13 protein-coding genes are annotated in these 12,353 nt (G+C 70.3%); 4 read left to right on the forward strand and 9 right to left on the reverse strand.

Annotated elements, in window-relative coordinates:
* On the reverse strand, positions 1-1,756 hold a 1,756-nt coding region (locus ON30_RS34320; RefSeq protein ID WP_051030421.1), incomplete at its 3' end, for a serine/threonine-protein kinase.
* Between the two features lie 283 nt (positions 1,757-2,039).
* On the opposite strand from ON30_RS34320, the gene ON30_RS34325 reads away from it, so the two are divergent.
* Entirely contained in the window at positions 2,040-2,786 is a 747-nt protein-coding gene (locus tag ON30_RS34325; RefSeq protein WP_040714519.1) for a MerR family transcriptional regulator, read from the forward strand.
* Positions 2,787-2,846: 60 nt separating this feature from the next.
* Here the strand turns inward: ON30_RS34325 and ON30_RS34330 are convergent, their stop codons facing one another.
* Together ON30_RS34330 and ON30_RS34335 are read right to left on the reverse strand one after the other, a co-directional pair.
* The gene (locus ON30_RS34330; RefSeq protein ID WP_051030422.1) at positions 2,847-3,296 is read right to left on the reverse strand and encodes a hypothetical protein; all 450 of its coding nucleotides are present in this window, start codon (positions 3,294-3,296) and stop codon (positions 2,847-2,849) included.
* An 87-nt stretch (positions 3,297-3,383) separates the two neighbouring features.
* Complete coding sequence (locus ON30_RS34335; protein ID WP_040714520.1) at positions 3,384-4,154, reverse strand: SDR family NAD(P)-dependent oxidoreductase; 771 nt, start codon at positions 4,152-4,154, stop codon at positions 3,384-3,386.
* 178 nt (positions 4,155-4,332) lie between these two features.
* Between ON30_RS34335 and ON30_RS40785 the strand changes: the two genes are divergently transcribed.
* Positions 4,333-4,788: a hypothetical protein gene (locus tag ON30_RS40785; RefSeq protein WP_040714521.1), complete on the forward strand. Its 456-nt coding sequence runs from the start codon at positions 4,333-4,335 to the stop codon at positions 4,786-4,788.
* A 40-nt stretch (positions 4,789-4,828) separates the two neighbouring features.
* Here the strand turns inward: ON30_RS40785 and ON30_RS34345 are convergent, their stop codons facing one another.
* From ON30_RS34345 to ON30_RS34365, 5 genes are all read right to left on the reverse strand, one after another.
* The gene (locus ON30_RS34345) at positions 4,829-5,683 is read right to left on the reverse strand and encodes a hypothetical protein (RefSeq protein ID WP_174387638.1); all 855 of its coding nucleotides are present in this window, start codon (positions 5,681-5,683) and stop codon (positions 4,829-4,831) included.
* 179 nt (positions 5,684-5,862) lie between these two features.
* Positions 5,863-6,435 carry a hypothetical protein gene (locus tag ON30_RS34350; protein WP_157184063.1) on the reverse strand — a complete coding sequence of 191 codons (573 nt, stop codon included), beginning with the start codon at positions 6,433-6,435 and terminating at the stop codon, positions 5,863-5,865.
* Positions 6,436-6,556: 121 nt separating this feature from the next.
* Positions 6,557-6,859, reverse strand: coding sequence for a hypothetical protein (locus ON30_RS34355; RefSeq protein ID WP_040714522.1), 303 nt, complete (start codon positions 6,857-6,859; stop codon positions 6,557-6,559).
* A gap of 12 nt (positions 6,860-6,871) precedes the next feature.
* Positions 6,872-8,395, reverse strand: a complete 1,524-nt coding sequence (locus ON30_RS34360) for a class I adenylate-forming enzyme family protein (protein WP_040714523.1) — start codon at positions 8,393-8,395, stop codon at positions 6,872-6,874.
* Positions 8,396-8,528: 133 nt separating this feature from the next.
* The gene (locus ON30_RS34365; RefSeq protein WP_040714524.1) at positions 8,529-9,788 is read right to left on the reverse strand and encodes an amidohydrolase family protein; all 1,260 of its coding nucleotides are present in this window, start codon (positions 9,786-9,788) and stop codon (positions 8,529-8,531) included.
* A gap of 59 nt (positions 9,789-9,847) precedes the next feature.
* On the opposite strand from ON30_RS34365, the gene ON30_RS34370 reads away from it, so the two are divergent.
* Both ON30_RS34370 and ON30_RS34375 read left to right on the forward strand, forming a co-directional pair.
* Positions 9,848-10,672 (forward strand): AraC family transcriptional regulator, encoded by an 825-nt coding sequence (locus ON30_RS34370; RefSeq protein WP_040714525.1) that lies wholly within the window; start codon positions 9,848-9,850, stop codon positions 10,670-10,672.
* Positions 10,673-10,748: 76 nt separating this feature from the next.
* On the forward strand, positions 10,749-11,330 hold the full coding sequence (locus tag ON30_RS34375; protein WP_083911897.1) for a hypothetical protein: 582 nt from the start codon (positions 10,749-10,751) through the stop codon (positions 11,328-11,330).
* A gap of 159 nt (positions 11,331-11,489) precedes the next feature.
* Here the strand turns inward: ON30_RS34375 and ON30_RS34380 are convergent, their stop codons facing one another.
* Positions 11,490-12,323, reverse strand: a complete 834-nt coding sequence (locus ON30_RS34380; protein ID WP_040714527.1) for a mycofactocin-coupled SDR family oxidoreductase — start codon at positions 12,321-12,323, stop codon at positions 11,490-11,492.
* Positions 12,324-12,353 lie beyond the last annotated feature (30 nt).

The raw sequence follows: 12,353 nt of genomic DNA on the forward strand, positions 1-12,353 counted from the left end.
CTTCGTCCAGTTCGTCCTGGGTCAGTTGCGCCGACGGGCGCGACACCAGCAGCAGTGCGAGCGTCATCCGGGCGATGTCGTACTCGCCGGAGGCGGATCGCACTTGGCGCAGGGTGTCGATGGCGGCGGTGGTCTCACCCGCCGCGATCGAGCGGCGGGCCGACCCGAAGGCGGCGGCGACCACCGTGCGGTCGGTCCGCCACACCGTCCGGTAGTGGTCGGCGGCCCGGCGCTGTCCGCGTTCGCGGTCGGCGGGTTCGGCGGCCTCGGCCAGCAATTCGGCGACGCCCGCCAGGGCGAGCAGGGGCGCGAGTTCGCCGGGGACCATCGCGGCGACGGCCTCGAACCGCGCGTACGCCCGGTCGAGCCGTCCGGTCGTCAGGGCGAGGATCGCGTCGAACCAGTCCACGCGCCACTCGTGCGGATGCTCGACGCGCAGTCGGTCGAGCAGTTCCCCCGCCGAGGCGGGCGCGCCGATGTCCAGGTAGGCGCGGATCTCGATCAGCGCGCATTCCAGCGCGAAGGAGTCGGTGGGCTCGATCGCGTTGGCGCGCAGACTCGCCCGGGTGATCCGCAGGGCCTCGAGCGCGCGGTCCGGGTCGGTGTGCGCGCGGCCGGCGAGGATGTCGTAGCCGGGTTCGTCCGGGTCGACCATCGGGATCGGCAGGGCGGCCGCCAGATCACGCGCGGTCAGTCGAGGCGGGCGGCCGTCGCCGATGGTGATGTCGACCGAGCCGAGCAGGACCGCCGCGCCGAAATCCGCGCGCACGGCCCCGAAGGACGTCGAGACCTGCGGATGGTCACGGCCGGTGTCGGCGGCGAGCACCATCCGCAGCACGCCCTCGAGTTGCCGGTACATCGCCACGGCGGAGGGGAAGCGCCGCGCGGGGTCCTCGTGGGTCGCCCGGCGCAGCAGTCGGGCGAAGGCCGGGTAGCGGCGCAGGACCGGATCGTCGTCCGGGATCGGCCCCGCCGCCCCGTCCGGCAACGCCAGCGCGGCGAGGGTGCGGCCCACGGTGTAGAGGTCCGAGGCCACTGTCGGGCCGGTGCGCCCGATCTCGGGCGCCTGGTAGCCGGGGGTGCCCTCGAGGCTGCCGCCCGAACGCAGCGCCGCGACCGCGCCGAGATCGATGAGTTTGACCTCGTCGCCGCTGACCATCACGTTGTGGGGTTTCAGGTCGTTGTAGGCCAGGCCCAGGGAATGCAGGTGGTCCAGGGCGGGCAGGACGCCGAGCATGTAGGCGATGGCCTCGGCCACCGGAATCGGCGCCGGACCGCGCTGTTCGAGCAGCGCGCCCAGCGACCGTCCGCCGATGTACTCCATCACGATGTAGCCCTCGGCCGCGCCGCGGTCGGTGACGAAATTGAAGATCTTCACGATCGCCGGATGGATGACCTCCGACAGGAACTGCCGTTCGGCCAGCGCCGTCACGTGCGCGTCCAGGTCGCGGGGATTGCGCAGTCCCTTCAGCACCACCCATCGGCCGCCGACGTGGCGGTCACGAGCCAGATACACCCACCCGAAACCGCCGTGGGCCAGGCAGCCGCGGATCTCGTACTGGTCGGCGACGAGGTCGCCCGGTTCGAGGGCGGGCCGGAAACTGAACAGCGCCCGGCACTGTCCGCAGATTCCGCGCGTCTCGCCGCGCGCGCGGCCGACCGGGCTGGCACACTTCCAGCAGAACCGTTTGTCCTCGGGGACTTCCGGTTCGGCCAGCACCGCGGCCTCGGGTTCGATCGGCACCACACCGGGCATCGCGACCAAGCCGAGGTCGCGACGAAGGGCGTGTCGCCGGGAAGGACCCCGTCGCGTCGAGAAAGGTTGCCGCACAGCGATATCGGACGAACGAGGAACACCATCGACCAGATTCTTCATTGCTACCACGTCATCTCACCGAGGCTCGGTCTCACACCGGCCATGTGCCATCGATTTATGTAATGTACCGCTATTTTACGGCACATAACAGGGATGGCCGGAAATGTAACGTGGCTGAAATCCGCGCGATCGGACGCACCGTCGTCTGTGGTTTCCTGGAGGCATGGCGGTGAATCCCGAGCTGACGATCAGCGACCTGGCCCAGCGGGCGGGCATGACGGTGCGGACGCTGCGCGACTACAACGAACGCGGACTGCTGCCGCCGCCGAAGATGAAGGGCCGGACCGGCTTCTACGGCGAAGAGCACCTCAACCGCATCAGGATCGTGGAACGACTGCTCGAACGCGGCATCACCCTCAACGGTGTGCGCGGCCTGCTCGAAGCCTGGGATCGCGGCGAGGACCTCGCCGACGTCCTCGGCGTCGCCGCGCCCAGCGCTCCCCCGTCGCCGCGCGAATCCACCGCCGACGGCCTGATCGGCGCCGAGGATCTGGCGCGGCGCTTCCACGACGTGCCCGACGGCCTCGGCCGCGCGGTGGCCGCCGGTCTCTACGAACCGGTCGGCGCGGACGCCTACCGCGTGCCCGATCCCGTCCTCGTCGACGTCTTCGACCAACTCGTGGAGGCGGGCGCGCCCCTGGACCGCGCGCTGGACGAGATCGACCAACTACGCGCCGATTGCGACCACATCGCCCGGCAGTTCACCGACCTGTTCCTGCGCACCTCGGTCCGCGCGTTCCGGCAGTCCGAGCGCACCGACCGCGACGTGCAGCGCCTGAGCGCGCGCCTCGAACTCACCCGCGAACTGCCCGGCAAGGTGGCCGGGCAGGTCATCGACCGGTTCGTCGACCGCCACCTCGCGACGATCGTGCGCCGCGAACTGGGCGACGTATTCCCCGACGGTCCCTAGTCTCTCGCGTACCCGTGGCACCGTCGCCCGGCGGTCAGGACGGCCTGGTCAACTCCAGGATCACCACTTCCGGCGGCGCTCCCACCCGCACGCGGCCGCGTCGTCCACCTGCTTCGGTTGGTGGGCCAGCAGCAGCACGAAACGTGTCGGGTCCGCCGCGACCACGAGCACCCCTGTCGTCACCCGCAGCCACCGCAGTCGGACCGGTGGCGCGGGCCGACCCGCCACCCTGAACACCAGCAGGACGATCCCCAGCACCGCGAGCCCGAGTACCAGGTAGAACACGGCGGCCATCCAGGTCGGACCGGCGAATCCCACCGGCCGTATCCACGCGACCGGGGCCACCGTCCCCACGGCGGCAGCGGTCACCGCCGAGGCCCAGCCGAGCACCAACACGCCGTCGGTCACCCGCGCCCATCGACCGGTCATCCCGGTGGCGCGCACCAGTCGCCGGTGCAGCAGCAGGTGCACCGACCCGAGCAGCACCGCCACGACAGCGACCCGAACCATCCCGATCCGCTTCTTCGTCGAACGTTTCCGATGTGGGGGACGTCGCCGCCGGTTCGGCCCCGCGAACGGCGACGGCGTTCGCGCCGGTCAGCGGGCTACGGTGCCGCCGTCGATCAAGAATGTCTGACCGGTGATGAAGCTGCCGGCGTCCGAGCACAGCAGCAGGGCCGCGCCGACCAGTTCGTCCGGGTTCGCGATGCGGCGCAGCAGGGCCGAGTTCGCCATCAGTTCGACGAACTGCGGCGGGTTCTTGCGGACCATGTCGGTGTCGACCGCGCCGGGGGCCACGGCGTTCACGCGGATGCCGTCGGCGGCGAATTCGGCCGCCATCGACCGGGTGAACGAGAGCAGCGCCGCCTTGCCCGCCGCGTACATCGACAGCGCGGGCGCGAATTGCAGCGCCGCCACCGACCCGATGTTGAGCACGGCGGCGTGCTCGCTGGTCTTCAGGTGCGGCAGTGCGGCCTGCACCAGGAACAGCGGGCCGTTGACGTTGACCGCGAAGGATTTCTCCACGGCTTCGGGCCGCATGGTTGCCAGAGGTTGGGCGAGCGCGTTGGCGGCGTTGTTGACGACGATGTCGAGGCCGCCGAATTCGGCGACGGCGCGGTCGACCAGCGCTTGCAGCGCGGCGTGTTCGCCGAGATGGGTCGGCACGCCGATGGCCTGCGCGCCGAGTGACCGCAGCCGGGTCGCGGCTTGTTCGCACGCCTCCGGTTTGCGGCTGGCCACCACGACATTCGCGCCCGCGCAGGCGAATCCCTCGGCGATCGCGAGCCCGATCCCGCGCGTCCCGCCGGTGACGACCGCCGTGCGCCCCGTCAGGTCGAACAGTGTCGCGAAGGCTTGTTTGTCCACCGGAGTCACCTCTCGTTCGCGGGCCGCGTCGCCCGCCCGTCCGTAGCGTGCCCTACGGTCGCAGCCAGTTGTACCAGGCGGCGGGACGATGACACACCGGGTGCGACAGAGTAAACTTTCAGCTACCAGTTGTCGCCTCGCACGACGCGGGTTCCGGCCCGCGCCACAGGAGAACATCGTGTCGACAGTCGACTCTCGGAGCGCCCGCCGCCTGCTCGCCGCTGCCGCGTTCACCGGCGCTTTTCTCGCGCTGCCCGCCGCATTCACCCTCGCGCCCGCCGTCGCGCCCGTCGCCCAGGCCCAGATGCCGCCCGCGATGCCGACCCCGGACATCCCCACCATCCCGGACCTGCCGAGCGTGCCGCAACCGCAACTCCAACCGCCGACGCCGCCGGAATCACCCGGTTCGCCCGGATCGCCGCTCGACGTCCCGTGCGACCCCGGTGACCCGACCTGCTACCTCAGCCCCATGAACCCGGAGAACCCGTCGAATCCGGACAATCCCGAGAACCCGAACAACCCGCTGAGCCCCGAGAACCCCGAGAATCCGGCCAACCCCGACAATCCGATCAACACCCCGCCCTGGCCCACCGCCCCCGGGCCCCAAGGCTTCGCCCCCAGCCCCAGCGGCTGAGCCCGACAGGCACTTCTCCGTCGCCGTCGTTCCGAGAATGTCAGAGCAGTCCGCGGGCGACGACCTCGCCGGTGAGTCGGTCGGTGAGGTAGGCGGTCGCGTCGTGGGCGTGGGAGCCGTTGTGCACCAAGGCGTTGCGCAGGGCCGGGCCGAAGTGGGGGCGGAGGTCTTTGACGAGGGCGACGATGTCGCCGGCGTCGCTGATGTTGGACCATTCCAGGGTCGGCGGGCCGGGCCAGGCCCCGAGGCGGTCCACGGGCGCGGGTTCGAGGCGGTCGAAGACGAGGTTGGGGATGCCGAGGGGCGAGCCGAGGGTGAGCAGGGCTCGGACGGGGTGATCGGTTGTGGCGCAGAGGGTTTCGTAGGCGACGACGGAGCCCAGGGAGTGGGCGACGACCACCCGGGTGTCGGGGGCGAGGCAGGCGCGCAAGCGGGCGCGGACCCGTTCGCGGAGTTCGGAATCGGTGAAGTAGCGGCGGACCTGTTTGAGGTTCCAGATCAGCAGGCGTTCGCCCAGGCCCGCGAAGAATTTCGCGCGGGCGAGTTGGTAGAGGGCGGTCTGGATCGAGGACGGGACCGCGACCAGGCTCTCGTCGCCGGGCACGGTGACCTCGGGGTCGGTGGCGGCGGCGTGCCGCCACCACGCGGTGAGCAGGTCCTGTTCCCAGCCCGGGTCGACGTCGCGGGCGTCGAGGTAGGGGATGTCGAGCGAGAGCCATTCGCCGGGCGGTCGGAACAGGTCGCCGTAGAAGGCGAAGGCGACCTCGTGTTCGAGTAGCCGGTCCGCTCCGGCGCGGGTCAGGCCGCCGTTGAGGGCGGCCAGCCAGGGGGCGGTGAGCAGGGGTTCCCCGGACAGTTGCGCGCCGATGCCGTGCACGAACACCACTCGAGCCATGTCGACCTCCCCGGTGGGCCACGCGGCCACCCGATATCCAGCTCCTCCGACGAATGCTACGGAGCCCGACGGGTTTCCGGTGCGAACTCGACGGCGCCGAGAACATGGGCGCGGTGCTGGATTTCCTCGGGGCGGGAATGCCACCGCCCGGGGCACGGGACCGAGCGGCGGCGGTCGGGTCAGTCGACGGCGAGCAGGTCCTCGACACAGCGCCCGGCGCACAGGCGGGTGGCCGAACCGCAGCGGAAGCGTTCGATCGGGGCGAGGTCATCGGCCGGGGCGCCGCCCGCGGCCAGCGCCCGAGATTTGAAGGCGCGCGCGGCGGCGCTGAGGTGGTGGTGGGCCTCGACGAAGTGGTGGTCGAGGTCGTCGGGCAGGTCCTCGTCCCAGACGACGATGTCGAGCAGTCCGCGGTCGAGGCAGTCCTGCACGCCCGCGCGCACCCGCGAGTCGGCGACCAGGACCTCCGGGCTCACGACCATCAGATCGGGCCAGATGTGGTGCACCGGCACCGACAGCGGCCCCTCGAGTTCGACCACCGAGGCGCCCAGGATGTGCAAGGGGGCGATGTCGTCGACCTGTTCGAGGGCGGCCACGACTTCCCAGCCCGCCTGCGCCTGATCGAAGAGCCAGCCGCCCGCACGGGCGACGACGTCGTCGGAGTCGTGGGCCAGCACGGCCAGTCGGCGCCGCAGGCGCAGCCCGTGCGCGTAGGCCCACCATTCGGTGATTTCCCCCCCTGGTCGCACCACGCCCATACAGTTCCCGCTCTCACAAGATCCATCAGTCCCCCCACAGGTCTACACCCGCCGACGCGCGCCCGGAGCGAATCGCGCGCAGTCGGCAGGTTGGCGACGCCTGTGGGGTTACCGGTCAGTCACTGGCGGGCAGCGGCTTGGCCTCCTTCAGGGTCAGGGGCGTCGCGCCGACGGTGAGGGTTCCCTTACCGGCCTTGGTGACCAGCACTTCCGCGCCGGAGGGGTCCACGTAGCGCTTGCCCATGAGGTTGCCCTCGGCGAATCCGTCGGCGGGCGCGCCCGCCTCGACGCGGTCCGCGCCGAAGGGCACCATCGGCGCGCCTCCGGCCCGCAGATCGGCCAGGCTGTCGGCGGCCTTCACCACGATCACCTCGGTGTCGCAGACCTGACTGCGCAAACGCGCGCCGTTGTCGACCATCGTCGATCCTCTCTACTGGGTGTCGGCGGCCCCGGCGACCGGTGCCGGACCGTATTCGGCGACGAGTTCGCGACGCAGCACCTTGCCGGTGGGCGTGGCGGGCAGCGCGTCGCGGAAGACCACCCGGTCGGGGGTTCGCGATCCGCGCAGTCCCGCGCGGGCGAACGCGCGCAACTCCTCGGGGTCGGGGGCCGAGGAGCCCTCGGCGACCACGACGGCGACGATGATCTGGCCCCAGTGCGGGTCCTCGACGCCGATGACGGCGACCTCGCGCACCAGCGGGTGTTCGACCAGGACGTCCTCGATCTCGGCGGGCGCGATGTTCTCGCCCCCGCGGATGATGGTGTCGTCGGAGCGTCCGCCGAGGAACAGATAACCCTCGGCGTCGAGTTCGGCGACGTCGCGGGTGGGGAACCAGCCCTCGGCGTCGAGGACCGAGCCGATGCCGGTGTAGCGGCCGGAGACCTGGGCTCCGCGCACGAACAGCTCACCGGTGTGGCCGGGCGGCAGGACCGTCCCGTCCTCGGCGCGGATCTGCACCTCGATGCCGGGGACCGGCAGACCCACCGAGGCGAGTCTGCGGGCCACGGCCGGGTCGTCGGAGTCCAGGGCGGCCCGATGTTCGTCGGGGCCCAACACCGCGATGGTTGAACTGGTCTCGGTGAGGCCGTAGGCGTTGACGAACCCGACCTCGGGCAGCAGTCGCAGCGCGGTGCGCAGCAGCGGCAGCGGCACTTTGGAGCCGCCGTAGGCCAGGGTGCGCAGGGCGGGCAGCGGCGTTCCGGTGCGGTCGAGTTCGTCGATGACGCGGGCGAGCATGGTGGGCACCACCGTGGCGGAGGTGACCGCTTCGGCGGCCGCCAGCTCGACCCAGCGCGCGGCGTCGAAGTTGCGCAGGTACACCACTTTTCGTCCGGCGTAGAGGTTCGACAGGGCCGCGCTGACGCCGGCGATGTGGTAGGGCGGCACGCAGACCAGGGTGGTGTCTCCCGGTGCGGCCGAATCGAAGTCGACGGTGCCGGTGATGTAGCTGACGAGGTTGTGGTGCGACAGTTCGACCGCTTTGGGGGCCGAGGTGGTGCCGGAGGTGAACAGTACCACGGCGACCCGCTCGGGTTCGCAGAACTGGGCGGTCGGGGTGGCCACGGCCGCTTGGTCGACGAATTCCGCCGACCGCAGCACCGTCACCGCCGGGCCGGCGAGTTCGGTGACGAGCGCGTGGTATTCGTCGTCGGCGATCACCAGCGGGGCGGGCAGGCGGCCGATCAGCGCGCCCAGCGCCTCGCCCGCGAGTCGGTAGTTCAACGGTGCGAAGGGCACGCCCGCGCCCGCGGCGGCGAAGATCAGCAGGGGCAGCAGGTGGCCGCCGGTGCCGACGTAGACCGCGGTGCGCGCGCCCGAGGCCGCGATCGCCCCGGAACCGCCCATGACCAGGGTGTGCAGGTCCTCGACGCTCCAGCGCACCTCGTCGCAGACCAGCGCGGGCCGTTCCGGACTGCCCGACACGGCCATGTCCAGCAGCAGCGACACACTCATCCCGCCCCCTTTCTCGGGTGGTCCTCACGCATATGAGATTGGCATTCTCATATGCGGAGAGTAGCATAATCGATCAGGTCGGCCGCTCGACGAGGTCGCGACGCGGCGGACGGCGCGACCTCGAGCGAAAGGGTCAGGCGGGCTGATGTTTCTGTTCGTAGAGCGCGGCCCACTCGGCCCGCGAGCGGATCGAGGTGTCGACGTCGGTCGAGCGGGCCCGCAGGGCGCCGACGGTGATCTCCTCGCGCCGCTTGCCCGCGAACGGATCCCAGGTGAAGAACCGGCAGGAGTTCTGCCAGGTGATCTTCTCGATGTCGGCGTCGTCGGCTCCGGCGGCGTCGAGTTCGGCCAGGACGCGTTCGGGAGCGTCGGGCCAGAAGCAGTCCGAGTGCGGGTAGTCGCACTCCCAGGCGATGGTGTCGATGCCGATCTCGTGGCGCAGTTTCAGCGCCGTCGGGTCGGTGACGTAGCAGGCCAGCGAATGCTCCTTGAACACCTCGCTGGGCAGTTTCCCGCCGAAGTCGCGGCGCAGCCAGCGCTGGTTGGTGTAGTGCCGGTCGCAGCGGTCCAGATAGAACGGAATCCACCCGATCCCACCCTCGGAGAAGGCGAATTTCAGGTCGGGGTAGGAGCGCATCGCGGGGCCCCACAGCAGGTCCTGGGCGGCGATGGCCGAGATCTGGGTGGCCAGCACGATGAGGTTGTCGATCGGCGCGTCCTTGGCCATCGAGATCGCGCCGAAGCCCGACCCGATGTGCAGGCACATCACCACGTTCTCCTCGCACAGGGTCTGGAACACCGGACCCCAGTACTCGATGTCGTGGTAGCTGGGCAGACCTTCCAGGTGCGGGATCTCGGGCATGGTGATCGCCCGGCAGCCCTTGGCGGCGACCCGGCGGATCTCCGCGCACATCGCCTCGACGTTCCAGGTCGGCATCAGCGCCAGCGGCAGGAACCGGTCCGGGTAGGCCCCGCACCACTCGTCGATGTGCCAGTCGTTGTAGGCCTGCACCATGACGATGGTGACCTCGGCCTGGTGCTGGTTGAGGTGCCGCGCCGAGAAACCGGTGAAGGTCGGGAAGCACATCGAGCCGATGATGCCGTTGCGGTCCATGTCGCGGACCCGGGCGTCGATGTCGTAGACGCCGGGACGCATCTCGGCGAAACGCGCCGGATCGCGACCCCACTCCTCGGCGGGCCAGGACACCACCGCGTTGAGACCGCTCACGCCGGTCGGCCTGCCCTGGTAGACCCACTGGTCAACGCCCTGTTCGGTGACGATGACCTTGGGGGCTTCGTCGGCGTATTTGGCCGGGACATGGCGGGCGAACATGTCGGGGGGCTCGACCACGTGGTCGTCGATACTCACCAGAATCATGTCGTCGATACGCATTCTCACTCCTCGGGTGCCGCCGTTCACGAAAGGATAATGCCGTTCTACTCCCTGAACCGCTGACCGACGCCACACGATCGGCCAGTCCTCGTGCGCGATCGGCCGACATCAAATACCTGCGCCGCAGCGCCGCGGTGACGGCGGGTAGCTACCTCTACGACCGCGGCCATCTGGTCACCACCTGGCACAGCCACGAGATGCACCAGATCGAGTACGCCGTGGGCGGCGTGGTCGAGGTGGAGACGGCCACCACCCACCACCTGCTCCCCCCGCAGCAGGCGGTGTGGATTCCGGCGGGCCTGCGACACCGGGCCACGATGAGCGCCGACGTGCGCTCGATCGCGGTGATGTTCGATCCGGAACTGGTCCGCTTCGCGGGCGACCGCGCGGCCGTGCTCGACGTGTCGCCGCTGATCCGGGAGATGATCATCTACGCGCGGCGCTGGCCGATCGGCAGGCTCAGCGACGATCCGCGGGCAGCCGAATTCTTCGCCACCCTGGGACATCTCGTACTGGAAGCGCTGGAGTCGGACGCGGCGCTGCTGGGTCTGCCGGTGTCGGATCACCCGGTCGTCGGCGCGGCGATGGCGTTCACCAAAGAGCATCTGCGCGCGGTCACCATCGGGGAGGTCAGCCGCGCGGTGGCGGTGTCGGATCGCACGCTGCGGCGACTGTTCGAGGAACACGTCGGCTACCCGTGGCGCACCTACCTGCTGCACGCGCGGATGCTGCGGGCCATGGCGCTGCTGGCCTCGCCGGGGCGCGGCGTCGGGGAGACCGCGCGCGCGGTGGGTTTCGACAATCCCAGTTCCTTCGCCCGCGCGTTCACGGAGTTCTGCGGCCAATCACCGTCCGCGTACGCGCGGCGCAGCGCCGACCGATAGCGAGAATGCCATTCTCATTCGAGGGCGGGTGACCTACCCTCGAGAGACCACACTCGCACCGGCGGACGGAACCGCGATGGACCCACACCTCCCGCAAGACGGTCGCCTCCGCGTCGGGCAGTGGGCCACGGGCAACGTCGGCGCGCAGGCGCTGCGCGCGATCCTGGACCACCCCGATCTGCGGCTCGTCGGCGTGCTGGTCCACGACCGCGCCAAGGTGGGCCGCGACGCGGGTGAGCTGTGCGGCACCGAGGCCCCGACGGGCGTGTGCGCCACCGCCGAAATCGCGGATATCCTGGCGGCACAACCGGATTGCGTGCTCTACATACCGCGCCTGTTCGACGCGGACCAGGTCTGCGCCCTGCTCGCGGCGGGCATCGACGTGGCCGGGAGATCCTGCTTCCGGTCGGTGTGGTACTGCCGCGCCGCGCCCGCGCCGGGCTGGACCACCCGCGAGACAGGCTGGCACCTGACCGTCGCCGGGGAGACGCCGGTCGAGTTGTTCCTGCGCTACGACGCCGAACCCGACCGGCTCGCCGCGGTCTCCCCGCGCTACGCGGCCAACCGCGCGGTCAACGCCGTCACCGCGCTGCGCGCCGCGCCGCCCGGCATCCGCACCACCCGCGACCTGCCCGCGCCCGCCACCCGATTCTGCTGAACCGTCACGAGCCGGGGCCGAATTCACGCGACGCCTCGCGTCTTCCAAACGCCGAGCAGGCGCAGGCAACGCCCCGCGGTGTCACGGAAAGGCCGTGCCGCTTCGAAACGCTGAGCCGGGCCGTCGGAGTCCGACGGCCCGGCTGCGCGCTCGATCGCGTTATTTGAGCATGCTGCCCGCGTCGATGGGCAGCGAGACGCCCGTGATGAACCGCGCCTCGTCGGAGACCAGGTAGAGGATCGCGTTGCTGACGTCCACCGGGTCCACCCACGGCGTGGGCAGGGTGTGGAACATCTGGCAGATCGGCTTCATGTCCTCCGGGCCCGGGTTCTCCAGATCCGGCCGGAACAGTTTGTAGGTGCCCTCGTTCAGCAGCATCGACGTGCTGACGTGGGTCGGGTGCACCGAGTTCACCCGGATGTTCTGGTGTCCGTGCTCGACCGCGAAGGTGCGCATCAGGCCCACGACGCCGTGTTTGGCGGCGATGTAGTGACCGACGTTGGGGTAGGCCTTGAGACCGCCCACCGAGCCGGTCAGCACGACCGCGCCGCCGCCCGCCGTGATCAGATGCGGCACAGCGGCTTTCACGGTCTTCCAGACACCGCCGAGGTTGACCGAGATCATGTCGTCCCACAGGTGTTCCTGCAGATCGGCCAGCGCGCCGCCCTCGTTGCCGATGCCGGCGTTGGCGATGACGATGTCGAGCTTGCCGAGTTGTTCGACACCGCTGTTCACGGCGGCGACCAGCCCGTCGTAGTCGCGCACGTCGACCTCGGCGGTGACCACGCGCCTGCCCTCGGCCTTGACCAGTTCCGCGGTCTCGGCGAGATCCTCGGGGGTGGACATCGGGAAGGGGACGTTGTCCAACTGCTTGCACACGTCGACGGCGATGATGTCGGCGCCTTCCTGCGCCAATCGCACGGCGTGGCTGCGACCCTGCCCGCGGGCAGCGCCGGTGATGAAGGCGACCTTGCCCTCGACCCGTCCGGTCATGGTGATACCTCTCTTCGATGGTGCTGCTGT

The sequence above is a fragment of the Nocardia takedensis NBRC 100417 genome, from assembly GCF_000308695.1.
GTDB classification, from domain to species: domain Bacteria; phylum Actinomycetota; class Actinomycetes; order Mycobacteriales; family Mycobacteriaceae; genus Nocardia; species Nocardia takedensis.

Excerpts from the sequence above, each read along its gene's own strand:
- ON30_RS34325 (WP_040714519.1), top strand. The coding sequence starts at position 2,040 with ATGGCGGTGAATCCCGAGCTGACGATCAGCGACCTGGCCCAGCGGGCG.
- ON30_RS34365 (WP_040714524.1), bottom strand. The coding sequence starts at position 9,788 with ATGCGTATCGACGACATGATTCTGGTGAGTATCGACGACCACGTGGTC.
- ON30_RS34375 (WP_083911897.1), top strand. The coding sequence starts at position 10,749 with ATGGACCCACACCTCCCGCAAGACGGTCGCCTCCGCGTCGGGCAGTGG.
- ON30_RS34345 (WP_174387638.1), bottom strand. The coding sequence starts at position 5,683 with ATGGCTCGAGTGGTGTTCGTGCACGGCATCGGCGCGCAACTGTCCGGG.
- ON30_RS34360 (WP_040714523.1), bottom strand. The coding sequence starts at position 8,395 with ATGAGTGTGTCGCTGCTGCTGGACATGGCCGTGTCGGGCAGTCCGGAA.
- ON30_RS34380 (WP_040714527.1), bottom strand. The coding sequence starts at position 12,323 with ATGACCGGACGGGTCGAGGGCAAGGTCGCCTTCATCACCGGCGCTGCC.
- ON30_RS34355 (WP_040714522.1), bottom strand. The coding sequence starts at position 6,859 with ATGGTCGACAACGGCGCGCGTTTGCGCAGTCAGGTCTGCGACACCGAG.
- ON30_RS34330 (WP_051030422.1), bottom strand. The coding sequence starts at position 3,296 with ATGGTTCGGGTCGCTGTCGTGGCGGTGCTGCTCGGGTCGGTGCACCTG.